The sequence below is a fragment of the uncultured Tenacibaculum sp. genome (assembly GCF_947495995.1).
GTDB lineage: Bacteria > Bacteroidota > Bacteroidia > Flavobacteriales > Flavobacteriaceae > Polaribacter.
Map to the genome: position 1 here is coordinate 74,811 of NZ_CANMAX010000011.1, position 20,126 is coordinate 94,936.

Annotated in this window: 11 protein-coding genes; 6 read left to right on the forward strand and 5 right to left on the reverse strand. The window is 31.3% G+C overall.

The window, feature by feature from the left end:
- Positions 1-2,244, reverse strand: coding sequence for a tetratricopeptide repeat protein (locus Q1A15_RS19315; protein WP_299627807.1), 2,244 nt, complete (start codon positions 2,242-2,244; stop codon positions 1-3).
- Positions 2,245-2,432: 188 nt separating this feature from the next.
- On the opposite strand from Q1A15_RS19315, the gene Q1A15_RS19320 reads away from it, so the two are divergent.
- The 6 genes from Q1A15_RS19320 (at position 2,433) to Q1A15_RS19345 (ending at position 13,572) form a co-directional block, all read left to right on the forward strand.
- The gene (locus Q1A15_RS19320) at positions 2,433-3,947 is read left to right on the forward strand and encodes a sulfatase-like hydrolase/transferase (RefSeq protein WP_299627809.1); all 1,515 of its coding nucleotides are present in this window, start codon (positions 2,433-2,435) and stop codon (positions 3,945-3,947) included.
- A 2-nt stretch (positions 3,948-3,949) separates the two neighbouring features.
- On the forward strand, positions 3,950-5,413 hold the full coding sequence (locus Q1A15_RS19325) for a hypothetical protein (protein WP_299627811.1): 1,464 nt from the start codon (positions 3,950-3,952) through the stop codon (positions 5,411-5,413).
- A 227-nt stretch (positions 5,414-5,640) separates the two neighbouring features.
- Positions 5,641-6,501 carry an AraC family transcriptional regulator gene (locus Q1A15_RS19330; protein WP_299627813.1) on the forward strand — a complete coding sequence of 287 codons (861 nt, stop codon included), beginning with the start codon at positions 5,641-5,643 and terminating at the stop codon, positions 6,499-6,501.
- Positions 6,502-6,835: 334 nt separating this feature from the next.
- Complete coding sequence (locus tag Q1A15_RS19335; RefSeq protein ID WP_299627815.1) at positions 6,836-10,060, forward strand: TonB-dependent receptor; 3,225 nt, start codon at positions 6,836-6,838, stop codon at positions 10,058-10,060.
- A gap of 9 nt (positions 10,061-10,069) precedes the next feature.
- The gene (locus Q1A15_RS19340) at positions 10,070-11,767 is read left to right on the forward strand and encodes a RagB/SusD family nutrient uptake outer membrane protein (RefSeq protein ID WP_299627817.1); all 1,698 of its coding nucleotides are present in this window, start codon (positions 10,070-10,072) and stop codon (positions 11,765-11,767) included.
- A 137-nt stretch (positions 11,768-11,904) separates the two neighbouring features.
- Positions 11,905-13,572 carry a sulfatase gene (locus Q1A15_RS19345; protein WP_299627819.1) on the forward strand — a complete coding sequence of 556 codons (1,668 nt, stop codon included), beginning with the start codon at positions 11,905-11,907 and terminating at the stop codon, positions 13,570-13,572.
- A 106-nt stretch (positions 13,573-13,678) separates the two neighbouring features.
- Here the strand turns inward: Q1A15_RS19345 and Q1A15_RS19350 are convergent, their stop codons facing one another.
- From Q1A15_RS19350 to Q1A15_RS19365, 4 genes are all read right to left on the reverse strand, one after another.
- Entirely contained in the window at positions 13,679-15,136 is a 1,458-nt protein-coding gene (locus Q1A15_RS19350) for an NAD-dependent succinate-semialdehyde dehydrogenase (RefSeq protein ID WP_299627821.1), read from the reverse strand.
- 11 nt (positions 15,137-15,147) lie between these two features.
- Positions 15,148-16,299, reverse strand: a complete 1,152-nt coding sequence (locus Q1A15_RS19355; RefSeq protein ID WP_299627823.1) for a mandelate racemase/muconate lactonizing enzyme family protein — start codon at positions 16,297-16,299, stop codon at positions 15,148-15,150.
- Positions 16,300-16,420: 121 nt separating this feature from the next.
- Positions 16,421-17,887: a T9SS type A sorting domain-containing protein gene (locus Q1A15_RS19360; RefSeq protein ID WP_299627825.1), complete on the reverse strand. Its 1,467-nt coding sequence runs from the start codon at positions 17,885-17,887 to the stop codon at positions 16,421-16,423.
- A gap of 11 nt (positions 17,888-17,898) precedes the next feature.
- Positions 17,899-20,121, reverse strand: coding sequence for a T9SS type A sorting domain-containing protein (locus Q1A15_RS19365; RefSeq protein ID WP_299627827.1), 2,223 nt, complete (start codon positions 20,119-20,121; stop codon positions 17,899-17,901).
- Positions 20,122-20,126 lie beyond the last annotated feature (5 nt).

Consider the following 20,126-nt stretch of genomic DNA (forward strand, 5'->3'; position numbering starts at 1 on the left):
TTACAGTTTCGTTTTAAGTTCATCTAAAAATCTCATGTATTGTGGATTTTCAGGATGTGCTTTTATCAATTTTTCAATTATGGTTTTAGCCTTTTTATACTTTTCTTTTGTATAAAATTGATATGCTAATGCATACAATAAACTTTCATTATTCTTATCAATTTTCAAACCTTCATAAAGTATTTTTTCAGCATTTACTTTATCTCCTTTTTTATCGTACAACAAACTTAAATTATAGTAAATACGTATATTTCCAGGCATTTTAACTTGTGCATTTTTTAGCGCTAGAATTGCTTCATCAGTTCTATTTTGCTCAGCCAATAATAACGCTAACGAATAATACACTGGTCCGAAATCTGGTTCTAAAGCAATCACCTTTTTGAATAAACCTTCAGCTTTGGTAAAATCTCTATTTTGATAATATAAATTTGCTAAAGTTAAGCGTAAACTGTTATTCAATTCATCAATTTTAAGCGCATCAACATAACCTTGAATTCCTTTTTGAAGTTCTCCTTTTTTAAGGTAATAATTTGCTTTTTTAACTCTTCCGCCTACAAAATCAGAATTTATATTTATATGTTTCCAAAACTCTTTTTCAACCTTATCATAATCTGTTTTATATGCTTCAGGAATTTGACTTTTTGGAAAACTACTCAATCCGTAAAAAGCTTTAATCCGAACACTTCTCTTCGGATCTTTTAATAACGAAAAGAAATAAGAAATATAATTTTGATTGTTAATTTCACTCAACGCATCTACACTTACCGCTCTTACTAAAGGAGAATCGTCGTTTAATAAATTGATATATTCTTTTACAAAAACAGTTGTATTATAATTTGATAATGCTTTGGCTGCTGAAGCTCTTACAATTTCTGGATATTTATCATCTTTTATTAATGATAATAATTCTGTATGTCCGTTTGGAATTCCTTTAATTCCTGGAATAAGTTTTTCAGAAAAATGGATAGAATCTACTTCTCCATACAATTTTTTAAATGAGTTCCACGCCCACTGGTTGTCTTTATCATTATGACAATTAGTACAGGCATTTGGTGTATTATATTTTAAACTTAAATCTGGCCTTGGAACTCTTAAACTATGATCTCTTCTAAAATCATTTCCCATATAATATTTCCCTGGCATATGACAATTCACACATTTAGCCCCTTCTGAATTTTCTGGATGTGCATGATGTTCTGTAGTATTATATTTTTGAGGTTCGTGACACTGTGCGCATAATTTATTTCCTTCGAATTTCAATTCTAACGAATGCGCATTATGACAGTTCGTACACGTAATGTTATTCTGATACATTTTACTTTGAACAAACGAACCATAAACATACACTTCATCTAAAATTTGTCCATCTGCATGATAACGACCTTCTTCTATTAATTGAGGGAAATAATGATCTAACATTGTTCCTTTGTAATCGTAAGCTTCTGAGAATTGTTCTCTTCTCATATGACAACGTGCACATTGATCAACTAATTCTTTCGGAGAAGTTTCAGAAGTCATAAAAAAAGTGCCTGTTGTTTTATAATTTTCACCTAAATCAACTACATCATTTACATGTTGTTTTCCTGGTCCGTGACAAGCCTCACAACTCACATTAATTAAAGAATATTGTGTATTGTAACTATCTGTCTTATGCGAATAGTTTTTTCTAACATTTGTAGAGTGACAATCGGCACACATTGTATTCCAATTTAATCCGCCTCTCGACCAATGCAACCATTCTGAATGCACAACTTTAAAATCTGGATACAAATCGAACCATTTTTCTTCTTTACAATCCCAAGCAGTTCGTAAACATTGAAAACGTCCGTTCGGGAATTTCACGATATACTGTTGTAAAGGAAAAATGCCAAACGTATATTCTATTTTATAATCATGATAATTTCCATCTGGTCCTTCTGTGTTTACATAAAAGTCCTTTCCTTGTTTGTAAAACCTTGATTTTACACCTTGACTTACAAAAGTAGTATCGTTAAAATTCCCTAAAACAGTTAGACTATCTGCAATTTGCATTGCTTTATCATGATGAGAACCTTTCCATTCTTTAAATTCTTCTTGATGACATTCTTTACATTTTTTATCTCCTAGGAATAAATCGTCTGTGATTTTATCATATGGATATTCTTTTGCTACCGAAGCAACACTCTTATATGTATTCTTTTCTTTACATGAAAGAATAATACAAGAGCAAACTATTGATAAAAAAATGTACTGAATTAACTTCACCTAATATTTCGTTTTACAAACACAAATGTATTACAAAACAAACAAGTCAATTTCTTCTAATTTATCTTTGATCAGTGAAATTCTATTCAAATACGGTTAAAAAAAAGTAATTATAAGATAATAACTACTTATTCTTTGAACATATTATTTCATTATTTAGACGGTCAAACAAACTGAATATGATGCTGATGATAAAATCATTTACGAATACACGAATATTAAAAACTACAATGATCGCAGTACTGCTATGTGTAGCGAGTTGTACTAAGAATAAAAAGAAAGCAAAAGAAAATACAGAACAACTTTCAATTTCAGAAAAACCAACTAAAAACAGACCTAATATTTTGGTGGTTTTGTGTGATGATTTGGGTTATGCCGATGTAGGCTTTAATGGTGCAAAAGACATAAAAACACCTGCTTTAGATAAACTTGCAGCCAATGGAACAATCTTTACTTCTGCTTATGTTGCTCATCCGTTTTGTGGTCCGAGTAGAACTAGTATTATGACTGGAAGATATGCGCATAAAATAGGCGGACAATTTAATCTTCCTAGAGCTCATGAAAATGCTGGTTTAGGTGTAACTACACAAGAAGAATTTATTAGTAAAACATTACAAAAATCAGGTTATTACACTGGTGCTGTTGGAAAATGGCATTTAGGAACTGTTCAAAAATATCATCCAAATAGTAGAGGTTTTGATGATTTCTATGGCTTCTTAGGTGGCGGACATAACTATTTCCCTGAGCAATTTAAAGCTGAATACGAAAAACAAAAAGCTAACGGAAACACTCAAATTAGAGATTATATTACTCCGCTTCAATTCAATGGAAAAGAAGTAGATGAAAACGAATATATTACTGATGCACTTTCTAGAGAAGCTATCAATTTTATTAATAGAGCTCATAAAAAAGAAGATCCGTTTTTTCTTTATGTTTCTTATAATGCTCCGCATACTCCGTTGGAAGCTAAAGAAGAAGATTTAGCACTTTATACACATATTAAAGACAAAAAAAGGAGAACTTATGCAGGTATGGTTCACGCTGTAGATCGTGGTGTTACTAATATTGTAGAAGCACTTAGAAAGAACAAACAGTTAGATAATACTTTAATCGTTTTCTTTAGTGACAATGGTGGTAAACTTAGTAAAGGAGCGACTAACTTTCCTTTAAAAGAAGGTAAAGGAAGTACAAATGAAGGTGGTTATAGAGTTCCAATGTTTTTTCACTGGCCTAATGTTGTTCCTTCTGGACAAAAATTTGAACATCCAATTTCTGCTCTTGACTTATATCCTACTTTCACTTTCCTAGCTAAAGCGGAATTACCAACTAATAAAATTCTTGATGGTAAAAATATTTGGAATGATTTCTTAAATGGAAAAAACGCTTATGAAAATGAAAATATTTATGCATTACGACATCGAATTGAATTTGAAAATCATACAGATGTAGGAGTTCGTAAGAACCAATGGAAAGCTTTAAGAACACATAATAAAAATTGGACTTTATATAATATTAATAATGATCCTGGAGAACAAAATGACTTGAGTAGTAAACATCCTAAAATACTACAAAACTTAGTTAAAGAAGCTGAAGCATGGAGTACTACAAATAAGAAACCATTATGGTTTCATAACGAGCGAACAGCTACACAATGGAAGAAAAACAAGATGCCTCATTTTAATCAAACTTTTAAAATTAACTAAGCATGTCTAGAAAAATAAAATCCATTTTACTTATACAATTAATTATCATAGTTAATTTTTCATTTGGACAAACTTCGTCAGAAAAAGCTTCTGTTAGAAATATTAAAAATTATAACGATTGGAAATGGGATGAAACTTTTGTCGCGAAAAATAAATTTATAAGTGTTGCGGTGGTTCCTGACGCAGCCGGTAGAGTTTTAGAATATAATTTAGGTGATGTTCCATCACTTTGGATTAATCCGAAATTATTTGGAAAGTCGTTCTCTAATGATGAACATGTAAAAATGAAAGATTGGAGAAATTTTGGTGGTTACAGACTTGTTCCTATTCCTGTAAAAAATTGCGCAGTAAATAAAAACGGGAAAAAAGTAAAGAGGTGGCCGCCACCGGTAAGTATTGGTGATGCTCCTTATCAAGCTGAAATTATCAAAAAAGATGATTTTACATCCATAAAAGTTACTTCAGGAATCCAAAATTTACCAGTTCCAAAATTTGATTACAAATCAAAAAGTTTTTCAACACCTGACAAGATTGAAGAACAATTTCAATACAGTCGTTCTTTACATATTGAAGATAATAGTAGTTTAGTTTTTATAGATCATACACTAACAAACAAAGGAACAAATACTATTCAAAGAGGATTAAAAATCTCTAGTCAACATATTTCAAGAAGTAAACCTGAGCTCGAAGACGGAGAAAATTTTGTCGCGCATATTCCATTCAGTAAAGAGTTCAAGCTTCCTGACGGAAAACAATTTCATATTAGCGTAACTCCAGAATCAAGATGGAGATATATCAATAGAAATAGAATGAAGTTAGATAAAAACAATCCTGATCATGTTAAGAAGTATTTCAATCATGGAACAAATTGGACAGGTGAAGTTTCTCCTGGAATCTACGAAACACATTATGATTACTATTTAATGGGTGGTATTGAAATGATTTCTTCTAAATCTTGGCTTAGTTATGTAAACAAAACCAACAATACAGCATTTGTAAAAATGTTTGAACCATATGACCCGAAACTCACTTATGAAGATGGTGCTAATAGTGTGATATTTCATAGTGGTTTAGAAGATGGATATTTAGAAACAGAAGTTAAAACTCCTATTTATACTTTAAAACCAAACGAAAGTTTTAACTACAAAGAAATACATGGAGCAGCGAAAATTAAATCTACTCCGATACTAGATGTTAATCAATCTGGAATAATTACCCAAAGACTAAATTTAAATAAAAAAACAAAGACTGTTACCGGTGAATATGGAGTTTTTAAAGCAGGGAAAGCTATTTTACGAATTGTAAAAAACACTGGAAAAACCGAAGATATTTCTATTGCTGATGTAGATCCTTTACATGCATTCTCATTGAATATTTCTTCTACAAAAATTACAAAAGCAACAACGATTTTACTTCTTATAAAATCTAAAAACAATTATTATACATTAGACAAGTTAGCAATATAAATTATTGCTTTTATTGATAATCTCTAGGAATTATAAAATTGATTTTCCGCTATTCAATCTTATATTTTTCTAGAGATTTTTCTTTGCATCAGAAAAAGTTAAAAAAAGCTGAAAATTGTTTTAATGATTAATAATACTTAATTTTGATGATATTTTTTAAATTATTTATGGTTTATTTTATTAATACCATATTTAAGTAACACTTAAAGTATTTATTGAATTACATAATGAAGTTAGTATTAAAACACCCGGAGGAGATTACGAATAAAAAATTAAGCGTTTCTAAAAACACTACACCTTGTTTAGACTCTTCTTGGCATTATCATAGTCAATACGAACTTATTTATATTTCAGTAAGTCATGGTATCCGATTTGTTGGCGATAGCGTATCTAGATTTCAACCTGGAGATTTAGTTTTAGTCGGACCATATTTGCCTCATTTATGGTTAAATGAACCTGCAGATTATAAAGACCAGCCTGACAATAAAAAAGTAAATACAATTGTTGTAAAGTTTACTGAAGATTTTATTGGAACTGATACTTTTAAAAATCCAGAGTTTTTAAAAATTGACAAAATACTTAAGGAATCTAAATACGGAATTAGCTTTGGTCAACATGTTAGTGATAAACTTCACAATGAATTAATGGGATTAAACAAACTGTCATACACAGAACAGGCTATTAAACTATTAAACATCTTAAATCAATTATCATTAACCAATTCTAAGGAAGTACTTTCGTCTACAGATATGCGACAGTATACTTCTATAAATTCGACTAGAATAGATACTGTTTTAAAATATATTTCTGATAATTATTCAAAAAACATTTCATTAGAAGACATCTCACAGGTTGCATGTATGACGACTAATTCTTTTTGTCGTTTCTTCAAAAAAGTTACGAATAAGTCATTCACTCAATTCTTAAATGAAGTTCGTATTCGTAATGCTTCTCGTTATTTAGCTCAAAATAATTTATCTGTGTCTGAAGTTTCTTATTTAGTAGGATATAATTCTATTACAAACTTCAATAAACAGTTCAAACAAATTATGGGTAGCACACCTAAAAGTTACAGAGAAGCTATCTAAACGTTAAGAAAACTTTGTTGACTAGCTTATTTTATACATTATCCAATTTCACTCTTTTAGATTAGTAAAAATGTAAATTTTACCCAACTTTTTTATGCTTTGTGCATTCTAGGGTAAAAATGGAGTAGTAAGAGATAATATTGACAATTCTTAACATCTGCATTTTGTATAATTTTCACATCACAAAAAACCACTTAATATTAAGTTAACTTTTTATTTAAGATAGACTTACAACATTCATAGATTATTAAAAAGTAGTCTTACATTTTCTGTCTTCTTCAATAAAAAAGTTAAAAAATCCAATTAGAAATAATTAAAAATAAATTTTCATTTTATGAAAAAAACAACATCACTTAAAGTTCATAAAAACTTTATTAGGTTGAATTTTTTTGATTTAGATAAGATTTTCAAAAAGCTATGTGTTTTTATTATTATCATTTTTGTTGGTAATAACAATGCTTTTGCCAAAAACTCTACAAGTTTACAAGAACAAATATCTGGAACAGTTTCAGATAGTAGCGGACCTTTACCTGGAGTAAATGTCGTAATTAAAGGCACTACAAAAGGAGTTGAAACCGACTTTGACGGTAACTATAAAATTACTGCATCGGGGGGAAATACAGTATTAATCTTTTCGTATGTAGGTTACAAAACTCAAGAAATAGAAGTTGGTAGCAAAAAAGTTATTAATGTTGTACTTACGCCAGATAATGCAAAATTAGAAGAGGTTGTTGTTTTAGGATATACAACTAAAAAGAAAGGTGAATTAACTGGAGCTGTAGGAAAGATCGACAACGAAGTAATTCAACGATCTTCAAGTAAAGACATTGCTAAATCTTTATCTGGTAGAGTAACTGGACTTAATATTATTGACAGAGGTGGTACTCCAGGAGCTGGAAACGGTGGTGATGGTGATACTTCTAACGATGCAACAACAATTTTAATTAGAGGTAAATCTACCTCAAATAATAACTCTCCATTAATATTAATTGATGGTATTCAATCAACTACGTTCTCTAATTTATCCCCAGAAGATATCGAATCTTTAACAGTTTTAAAAGATGGAGCTGCAGCTATTTACGGTTCAAGAGCTGCAAACGGTGTAATTTTAATTACTACGAAAAGAGGAAAACTTGGAGCACCAACAATTAATGTTTCAAGTTCATTTACAGTGTCGTCTTTTACACAAAGGCCACAAATTATGAATGCTAGACAGTACGCAATTTATGAAAATGAAATTGCTGCAAGACAACGTTTAATCGATCCAAATATTACGATTCCTTTTACCGATGAACAAATAGACAGATTTGGTACAGACCCAATCAGATTTCCTGATACAAATTGGGCAGATGTTACTTTTGCTGATTTTGCTCCTGAATCAAGAAACTCTATTTCTATCTCTGGAGGAACAGAAACTGTTAAGTACTTTGTAAGTGCAGATGCAATTAGACAAGGTGGATTATTTAGAGCTCGATCTTTACAGTTTGATCAAAATCAAGTACGTTCTAATTTAGATATTAAAATGACAGACGATATTAAAATTGGTGTTGATATCGCTGGAATTTTTGGAGACAGAAATCAACCTGGAGTAGATTTAGGAAACATTTATAAACACATTTACACAAACTTACCAACTGATGTAGGAATTTACCCTAACGGATTACCTGCACGTGGTGGAGAAAATGGACAAAATCCATTTATAATGTCTAGTAATGAATCTGGTTTTATTAATACTAAAACTACGAACTTACGTGGTCGTTTCTCTTTTGATTATAATCTAGATAAAATTACAAAAGGATTAAAGTTTAAGAGTTTCATGGGAGTACGTAAGATTTTTACTAAAACAAAATCTTGGTATACGCCATGGACATATTATACTTTTCAAGAAGGTACAAATGAGTACATCCCTGAAACAGGTTTTTCTCCAAGAGGAGAAGATAGAATCTTACGTGAAACATCAAACACGTTTGACCAAATTCTGTTAAATGCTACATTAAACTATACGACCAAAATTAAAGACGATCATTCTCTTAATGTAATTGTTGGTACAGAAAAATTAGATTCAGAAGTAAGTAATTTCTTTGGAGAAAGAATTGGTGGTTTCCCATCTTCAGATGTTCCTGAATTATTTGCTGGAAGTGAAGAAAATGCGAGAACAAATGGTTCATCTGGTGAAGGTGCTCGTTTCGATATTTTCGGTGCATTATCTTACGATTACATGAAAAAATACTTCTTAGATTTTACAATCCGTCGTGATGGTTCTAGTAATTTTGGTCCAGGAAAACGTTTCGGAGTTTTCCCAGGATTATCTGCTGCATGGGCATTGGATAAAGAGAAATTTCTTGAAAAAGCAAGTTGGATAAACGCTTTAAAAATTAGAGCTTCTTGGGCTCAATTAGGTAACGACCGTATTGCTCCTTTCCAATTCTTATCTCGTTTTAACTTCGGAAGTCAAAACCCAAATACACCGCAACCTAACTTTTTTGTTTTTGGTGTTGATGGTGAAATTTTTAATGGTTTTTCTTCTACGTTCGAACCTAATCCGAATGTGACTTGGGAAAAGTCTACACAACAAAACTTAGGATTAACATTCTCTTTATTTGACAATAGATTATCTGGAGATGTAAACTATTATTTTGAAAAAAGAACAGATATTCTTAGATCAAGAAATGCTAGTACACCAGACTTTGTTGGAGTATTACCAGGAGAATTTCCTTCAGAAAACTTTGGTGAAGTAAATAATTTTGGATGGGAATTAGAATTGTCTTGGGCTGATAAAATTGGTAATGTTGAATACAGCTTTGGCGGTAATGTTTCAACAAACAGAAACGAAGTGGTTTTTATTGACGAACCAAGCAATGTTCCAGATGCATTAAGAGCTGAAGGAAAATCAATCGATACTTATATTGTTCAACCTACGGCTGGTATTTTTAGAGATCAAGCTCAAGTTGACGCAACAGCAGTAAAACTGCCAGGAACAGTAGAAGGTGAACCAATATATGTAGACACAAATGGTGATGGTGTTATTGATGATGGAGATAGAATTCGTTTAGATGCTTCGAGTATTCCACGTGTTCAATATGGTTTTTATGGTGGTTTCAAATACAATAATTTTGATTTTAACTTCCTTTTCCAAGGACAAGCAGATGTGCAAACTTTAGTTTTCTTCGATCAAGCAGGATCTAAACCTGCACATGTTTTCGAAGACAGATGGACTCCAGACAACAGAAATGCTAGATACCCAAGAGCTTTTCAGCAAGAAGATAGATTTAGTGGAAATCAAAGTGGTGATGTAGATAACTTTATCGGTGCTGATTTATGGTTACACGATGGTTCTTTCTTACGTTTAAAAGAAGTAGAAGTTGCTTATACTATTGATAAGAAAATCGCAAAAATAGGAGACATAAGACTTTTCATGAGAGGTTTTAACTTATTTACTATGTTTTCAGAAATTGCAGATTTAGGTTTAGATCCAGAAGCAAATGGATACAATAATTTTAGAGGCTCAACTTATTCAACTTTGAAGAGTTATACGCTAGGTGTTAACTTTAATTTTTAACAAAACGAAATGAAAAATATCAAAATTGTTTTCGCATTAATGTTACTTTTTCTAACCTCAAGTTGTGAGGAAGTGTTAGAAATAGAATCAAGAAATACATTTACTGAAGATTTTATTTATAGTGATCCCGATCAATTAGAACGATTGGTTTTCACATCATACAACAGTACAGAAAGTTGGGGATTAAATAAATTTATTTGGTGGTCGAGAAGATTTAATATCGAAGGTGCTTCTTTTGAAGCTAAATTTAACTTCAGAAATTTAGATCAATATAGATTACGCGCAGGTTGGAATCCTAATAACGTTGGGGTTTTTAGAGATCAATGGAGAAAATACTATAGTTACATTCGTGATATTTTAGTTTTCTTAGATAAAGTAGACGATAGTGAAGCTATGCAAATTGATCCGCAAAGAGTTAACATGCTTAAAGCTGAAATGAAATTTTTATTAGCTAACACCTACAGCAAACTCATAAAATATTACGGAGGCGTTCCTTTAATTACTAGAGCTTTAAGTTTAAATGAAGATTTCAATATTCCTAGAAATAGTTACGAAGAATGTGTTAATTTCATTGTAACTACTTTAGATGAGGCTGCTGATGTTTTACCATTAACTCGTCCTGACAACGAATTTGGTAGAGCTACTCGTTTGGCTGCTTTAGCTGTAAAATCTAGAACATTATTATATGCAGCGAGTACTTTACACGATCCAAGTACATTACCAAACGGACCTTTATATGATTATACTGCTCCTAATAAATGGCAAGCTGCTGCAGATGCTGCAAAAGAAGTAATTGACGAGGTTGGTGCTAGAGATTTAATTCCAGTTGCAGATGCTGAAGGATATAGAGATTTATTTTTATCGCCAAATAGAGATATTATTTTTGCAAGACCTTTTGGTGCTACATTATTTGATTTTGGAACCGATGTAAACTCTTTATGGAACCAAACACAAGCACCAAGTGGTTATGGTGGTTGGGCTTTAAGTTCTCCTTCTCACAACTTTGCTTTATTGTATAACATGAATGATGGTTCTTCTACTTCTAGTGCTTTATACGATCCTGCAAATCCTAACGATAATAGAGAAATGAGATATTATGCAGATCTTAATTTTAATGGAGCTGAGTTTAGAAATAGAAATGTAGAATATTTCGAATCTAGAGATACTAATATATTTCCTCATGGTTTAGATTCTCCTTTTGGTTTAGGTAATGTTTTACACTCATCAAAAACCGGATACAATATCAGAAAATTTCAAGATGAATCTGTTGGAACAACAGAAACTTCACCTGGTCGTCCTTTTATCTTATATCGTTTATCTGAAATTTACTTAAATTATGCTGAAGCTAATTATGAATTAGGTGAAGAAGGAATTGCTCAAGAATATGTAAATAAAATTGCAACTAGAGCCTTACAACCTGCAATTACAGCTACAGGAACAGATCTTTTAGAGGCAATTAAAAGAGAGCGAAGAATTGAATTATCTTTCGAAGGACATAATTTCTTTGATGAGAGAAGATGGATGAACACAGCTCATTTAGGTTTTGATGTTAAAGGATTAAAGTGGTATAAAGAAACTGATGGTAGTTTTACAAATGAAGAAATAACTGTAGTAACTAGACCTTGGTTCGACAGACAATATTATTTACCAATACCACAATCAGAAATTAATAAAACAGCATCATTAATTCAGAATGATGGCTATTAAACAATACGAATTATTGTAGATTATTTGAATTATAGTATTCCTGAATAGATAATACCGAGTTAACCTCTCGGTATTATTTATTTAAGAAAATTAAACAATCTTAGTTTATATAAAACACTTTTATCATTTTTATACTAATGAAGTACAACTTAAAAAATCCTCAACTATTTTTTCTTTTTCTCCTTTGCATTTTCAGTTGTAAAACAAAAGAAAAACCAACTACTCCGGAAGAAAAAACAAAACCAAATATTGTTTTTATTGCTGTAGATGATTTACGTCCGGAATTAGGATGTTACGATTCTGATATCGCAATTACTCCAAACATAGATAAACTAGCATCATCAGGATTAAAATTTAACAAAGCTTATTGTCAAGAAGCAATTTGTAGTCCGTCTCGAGCTAGTTTAATGACTGGAGCAAGACCAGAAAGTATTAATGTTATTGAAAATTTCACTTACTTTAGAGATGCAAATCCTGATATTGTAACCTTACCTCAACACTTTAAAAACAATGGTTACGAAACTGTTCATACAGGGAAAATATTTCACAAGCCTTCTTTTGCTGATTTAGATCTTTCTTGGAGTAGAAAACCTGCTTATGACAAAATGAGTATTAAAAAAGAAAGTACTCCTGGTGGTTATGCTTTACTAGAAAATCAAGTTTTATTCAAAAAGAATAGAGCTAATGTTATTGCCAAATACGGAAAAAATGCACCTCGTAACGGTTTAGGAAAAGGTCCGGCTTACGAAAATGCAGATGTACCAGATACATTCTATGAAGATGGTTATAACGCAGAATTAGCCATTGCTACTTTAAAAGATTTGCAAGAGAAAAATCCAGATAAACCTTTTTTCCTAGGAATGGGAATGAAAAAACCACACTTAGATTGGTTAGCTCCAAAAAAGTATTGGGATATGTACGATCCTTCAAAAATTAAATTAACCGATCAAAACAATGCTCCTATTGATGGTGCTGCTATGGGATTACATCCTTCATTTGAATTAAGAGCTAGATTTGGAATTCCTAAAAAAGGACCAATTTCAGAAGATTTAGCTAAGAAATTAAAACATGCATATTTAGCTTCTATCAGTTATATCGATGCACAAATAGGAAAACTAATTAATGCTATTGATAAACAAAGTTTACGAGAAAATACAATCATTATTTTATGGAGCGACCATGGTTGGCATTTAGGTGAAATGGGAATTTGGGGAAAAGCGACTAATTATGAAATCTCTACTCGAGTTCCGTTAATTATTGCTACTCCAAATATGACTAAAGAAATTAAAGGAACAACATCTGAAGCTTTAGTAGAATTGGTAGACATGTATCCTACTCTTGCAGATTTAGCTGAATTACCATTACCGAAACATTTAGAAGGGCAAAGTTTTAAACCATTATTAGACAATCCGAATAAAAAATGGAAAGATGCTGCTTTTTCACAGTTTCCTTCACCAGCACTCAGAGAATGGGCGGCAAATCCGCTTTCTAAAGGAATGCGAGAAACGTATTTCGGACCTTTAATTGAAGAAGTTGAAACTAAAATTAAAAAGCAACAGAAAGATAAATGGGACAGAAATTTATTTGAAAACTATTTAATGGGATATGCAATGCGTACCGAAGATTATCGATTAATCGTTTGGAAAGATTATAAAGATACGAATGCTGAACCTGTTTTTATAGAGTTATATGATCATAAAACAGATCCAAATGAAACTGTAAACATCGCTAACAAAAAACCAGAATTGACAAATACATTATTAGCACAATTTAACAAAGGTTGGAAAGGAAATCTAGCAAAGTAAAGATCAAATACGATTGTAATTAATAAACCCCGTTTAATGAAAATTAAGCGGGGTTTAACGTTACCAAATTTACTTACTCAAAGTTGATTGAGTTCTTATATATCGTTTAAAATATTGCTGTAGAAACACGCTTTTTTACTAAATAATCTTCTAAAGCTAAATGTGAACAATCGTGACCAATTCCGCTTTCTTTAAATCCACCATGTGGTAAATAAATAGCATATTTTACACCGTTAATTTGAATTTCTCCAAAATCAAGTTCTTCTGTAAATCGTGCTATTCTTTGATGATTATTAGTAAAAATATATGATGCTAATCCGTATTCAGTATCATTTGCTAAAGCCAAAACTTCTTCATCAGTTTCAAAACTCATGATTCCAGCTACTGGTCCGAAAATCTCTTCTTTAAATACTTTCATATCTGTAGAAACTCCAGATAAAACAGTTGGCTCTAACCAATTTCCGCCTTCAGGTAAATCTGTTGGAATTTCTCCTCCAAATTCTAAAGTAGCGCCTTTATCTACTGCATCGTTAATTAAAGTTAACATTCTGTCTCTACCTTTACGACTTGCTAAAGGTCCCATAAATACATCTGGATTTTCTTTTGTCCCTAAACCAACTTTTAGCTCAGAAGCTTTCTTAGCATAAGCTTTTACGAACTTATCATAAATTGATTTATGCACAAAAATCCTGTTTGCTGCTACACAAACCTGACCACTATTTCCAAAACGTAAAGCAACTGCCAAGTCTAAAGCTTTATCAAAATCAGCATCATCGAAAACTATAAACGGAGCATTACCACCTAATTCTAATCCGAATCTTTTGATAGAAGTTGTACTCTCAGCTATAATTTTCTTTGCAGTTTCTGTAGAACCTATCATTGTAATTACAGCAGGAATTTTACTCGAAGTCATTGTTTTTGCAACAATTTCACTTGGTCCTTCAATAATATTTACAACTCCAGGAGGGAAATTAATATCATTTAGAATTTCACCAATTAAGTATGCTGACAAAGGTGAAATTTCTGATGGTTTGATAATTAAAGAACAACCAGAAGCTAAAACAGGTCCGATTTTATACCCAATATTTAGAATAGGAAAATTCCAAGCCAAATATGCTACTACAACTCCAGCTGGTTTTGAAATCATCTTGTGTGTATGCGTATTTTCATAATCTGGAATTTGTTCTTCACGCATGTTTTGCATAGCTGCAGGATACCATTCTAAAGCTTCAACTAATCTGTCAATATCTTCTGCTCCACCTCCATAAGTTTTACCCATTTCGTAAACCATGGCCGTGCGTAATTCTTCTTGTTTTTCAAGAATAGCAGTTCTTAATTTTTGCATCCAGGCAGTTCTTTCTCCTAAAGATAAAGCTGACCAATATCTGAAACCTTTCTCTGCTGCTAATAAGACTTTTTCTGCATCTTCTTTTCCTGCCTTTGCTATTTCTGCGATAACTTCACCTGTAGCAGGACAAATAACATTACTACGTTCTCCACTAATGGCATCAACTAGTTCGCCATTAATGTACATTTTTTTATATCCGTAATTTTTAATCTTCATTTTTATCAATATTAAAGGACATTTATTTCAGCGTCAGAAAGTGCATATTCCATTAAAACATCTTCATCTACTTCTATTCCTAAACCAGGTCTTTTCGGAACTTCTATCATACCATCAACCATTTCAATTTTCGGGTATGTTAAACGTTCTCTTAATCCGTTTTCTGTTTGATCGTATTCAATTAAGAAATCTGGAGTTTTCATACGTCCAGGAATGAGCTCTAAATTAGCAATAAAATGTAAAGCAACATGAATTCCAATAGCTGTTCCCCAAGTATGAGGCACAACATCTACTCCGTATGTACTTGCCAAAGCTGCAATTCGCTTCGCTTCTGTTAATCCACCTGCTGCACAAATATCTGGTTGTACAATATCTACAGAATTATTTTGGAATAACTGATGAAAACCAAAACGTAAATATTCACATTCTCCGCCAGAAATTGGTATTGAAGTTTTATCTCTAAGTTCTTTGTATTGCTTGTAGAACTCAGGAGAAATAGGTTCTTCAAACCAACCAATATTAAAAGGTTCTATTTTATTTGCTAAAATTGTTGCTTCTCTAAGACTATACGCATGATTAGAATCTACCATTAACTGTATATCGTCTCCAATAATTTCTCTTACTTTTTTAATGTTTTTATAATCCTCTTCAATACCTAAACCAACTTTCATTTTAATTGCCTTAAAACCTTGTTTTACATAAGATTCTGCTTCTTCTTTAAAATGTTTTGTTGGATTATCAGGATCCATAAAATATAAACCTGTTGCGTATGGTTTTATCTTATCTCTAAATACACCACCTAACAACGTTGAAACAGGCAAATTCAATATTTTTCCTTTTAAATCCCAAAGCGCAATATCGATAGCACTTATAGAAGCTACCAAAACTCCACGCCTTGCATAATCTAAAGTTTTACGGTAAAGGTGATTCCATATCACTTCATTTTCTAACGGATTTTTTCCAATGATCTGATTCTTTAAAAAATCTACTCCTGCTTTTAAAATAGGTGCTGGTCCGTAACCTTCTCCCCATCCATATTGACCATTAGAAGCTGTGACTTTAACAACACATATACATCTTTCAGAATATTCCCATTGTGAGAAATAAAAACTACTTGACAATTTATCTTTAAGTATAAAAGTTTCTATTTTTTCAATTGTCATATTTAAATAAATTAAGTGATAGTAAACAAAGCTAATGATTCACCTCACTCTTTTTAAGCTCATAATTATCTCAAACAAGTCAAATATTACCCTTTGATTTCAGTTGATATCTTGATTTATTTTACTTTTTTATAATTTTAAAAATTTCATTATTGTAGCGTAAAAGGTAGAATCCACTTTGTAACTCTTTTCCTATCTGAATACTTTCTCCTACTGTTACTTTTTTATCTATTAATAATTTTCCTCCGACAGAAAAGATTTCTACTAAACCATCTTGTTGTGCATTCTTAATATTAAGTTCAGAAATAAACGGATTTGGAAACATTTTCACTTCATTATTCTTTACAAAATCTTCAGTCCCTAGCGTATTACTGTTAAGTACAAAAGGATAAAATGTTCCGCCACTTGGTGGTGTAGATGATAATTCTCTCGGATTGCTATATTGATCGAAAACAAATACTTTCGTTACACTACTAAATCTTGAGGAATTGTTTTTCCCACTAACTTCGTTATTAAAAATGATATTGTTTTCACCTGGTGGTTTGTGTCCGAATTGACTTCCTCCACTTGCAAAAGCTCCCCAAGATCTCCATTGTTCACTTTTTACTTTATTATTTTCAATTAAGTTAAACCCGTCGTCTCCATTATGAAAGTTGATATCAACTTCAAAATCACAACCGTAAACAACATTATATTTAGCGCCAACTTGAATAGCGAAATGACGAATTCTTCTTACTCTCTCATTAACAATAAGATTGTAATCTCCATTAATTGCATAATAAGCAGCACCTCCGCCGCCTTTATTGTAGGCCGCATCAACAAAATTATTACGAAAAGTATTATTTCTTCCGTTTACGTTAATTGGATTACTTCCTGAATTTTTAAGTGTACAACTATCAACCCAACAATTTTTACTTTTCTTCTCGATCATAATAAAACTAACGTACATATTTCGTAGTCCATCAGGATCGTTACCAAAACAACGATTTCCGCACCATCTGTTTCTATCTACATTTCTATCATCATAAATTGTAATTGGTCTTTCAGGAATATATTCCATCGTTAAATTTTCAATTCCCACATGCTCGACTTCGTCTAATACAAAAGCTCCTTCATGTTCAAATCTTCTTCTTTGATAACGAATTGTAACGTCTAACTTTACATTATCTCTACTTTCACCTCGTAAAATTATATTCGATTTTAGCTGAATGGTTTTATCAATATCGTATGTTCCGTTTTTCAGTAAAATCACACTTAATTCCCCATTTGTATTTAAGTTGTCGATTGCAGATTGTAATCCATCAGAATCTGTTGGATTTACTTCAAGTTTTACTGGTAATGAACTACTAAACGGAACTCCGCCTTCAACTCCAGATTTTTGCCATTCTTGCATAAATGGATAAGCAGGATCGTTTTTCGAATTATCGAAAGTTACACCTGGATCTCCAATATTTAGTTGCGCATTTATGAAGTTACTATTGGTTACAACAACTAAAAAGATTATTAGATATTTGATTGATTTTTCGGTTTTAATAATTAGGAAATTATTTTTAGAAATAACATTACCTTTTAAATAGGATAAATTCACTATTATAAATTTTAATTTTTAATTACCTTAAAAGTCTTCGTTTTATTTACCGTTAAAAAATACACCCCTACAGGTAATGATGATATATCTATTGTTAATGCTTTACCTGTAAAAAGTTCTCTTCCATTTAAATTAGTTAATTTCCAAGAGATTTTTTCTATATAATTATTTGAAAGGTTTGTAATTTTAATTAAGCTGTTTGATGGATTAGGATATACAACAATAGATTCTTTTTTAAGATCTGAAGAATTAGTAGATAATGTTGATGAATCTGATATTAACTCAAAAGAAATGTCTTCTGGATCTATATTTGAACCTACATCTGGAAAACTAGAACCATATTCAATTGCTCCTACATCTGGTGCGTTCCCGTTAAATCCATCTGTAATTCCAGAAACCTCTGTTCCTCCATCTATAGCTACGGAATTGGTTTGAAGTCTAAAATCACCTTGATTAGCATCAACAAATAATGCATTTCCATTTCCTGTTATGTTTCTTATATTGGTTTTAAATGATAATTTTGCTAACAATGAGTTTACATTTCGATCATTATCACTAGTTTCTCCATCGTTTGCTTTTCCATCTATAATATTGTTCCAAAAGAGAATATTTTCTACATCTCCTCTATTCTCTCTATTCCAAACTCTTAATCCCCAATCTACATTCCAAACAGTATTATTATAATAATAACAATCTTTAATAGTTGTCATTCTAGGCCCTAAATAAACAAAAGTACCGTCAGGAACTACATCTGTTTTAAAATTATATATCAGATTATGGTGTACTGTATAATTAAAACATCCTTCAAGATAAAGAGCTAGTACAAATTCTTTATTCCCATCAGTTAAAGTATTACAATCATGTATTCTATTGTAAGCAATTTCAGCTCCTTTTAAGTCTAAAGGGACACCCCAATTACCACCATTCGTGCTTTGAATAGAACCAGCATCTTGTCCCATTTTCATACAATCATATAAATCATTGTATGTAATATCTATTTTGTTATTAGTTCTTATGTGAAATCTACCCGATGATCCTAAAGTACTTTTTGTAACTATAGTACCATCTCCAAAATTTTGTATTGATGATGTAAATTGGGCTATCCATCCGATGTTATCAATAAAACAATTTTCTATTTTATTTTTTCTACCACCATCAATAAAAATACCATGTCCCCAGCTATGAGCTATGTACATATTTTTAAAAAGGTTCTCATTTCCATCTATAAAAATCCCTCCTTGTTCTGTTTTTGATACTGCATATCCTTTTCTTGTAAAGAAAGGCCATAAATATTGTACAGATCCGTTAGTAATTTCACAATTATTAGTGTTTTTCATTGCTATTGAAGCTGCATGAATATTTATTCCATCAACTTTTATATTTGTTCTATTATTTAAAACAAAAGCTAATTTTCTATTTTTTGCTGATATTACCATATCATTAGGATCTTTACCAACTGGAGGCATGAAATAAATTTTACCGTTTTCTTCAAACCATTCTCCTGGCTGATCCAATGCGTTTAAATGAAAAATAAATCCAAAACCCTTACCATTATCAGTAAACATTTTTGAAGAATTGGTTCCCCAATCATCAGAAATTGCAGTTACAGTTAATTCAGTATCGTTAGAAGATTCAATTATTCCCATAGGATTAATCCATTTTTTCCCTACAATACCTCTAAATATTCCTCCTTTAAAATGATCAACAGGAAACCCCGATAAATTAGGAAACTTTACTCTACGTCCATTTTTCCCACTTCTAGTATTAAAAACTTGGCAATCTTCATAACCTGTTTTTACATCTTCAGGCATCATCATTTCATCGGTTTCGTTATTGGGCCATCTAGCCATTTTTTGCCTTTTATTGTTTACAAACAACATACTAAATTGTGTTTCTGCACCAGTAAAACTTGCTTCAAAAATATTAGAACCTATGTCGCTAGGTAACCAATTGGTTATAAGATCTGCTCCAGAAATAATAACTTTCTCATCTTGATAATTTTTAAAAGTTAAATTGTTTGTTGAAACGATTACTTCTTCTCTGTAGATTCCTTCGCGTATGTAACATATATCTCCTGAAGACATTATATCAGCAGCCTTTTGGATAGTTTTAAAGGGAGAATCAATGGTACCATGATTATTATCATTCCCATTGTGAGAAACGTAATAGTTTGTAGCGTAAAAATTATGATTAAAAATTAAAAAAAATAAGAGTGTATAAACGATTTTGTTCATAATAA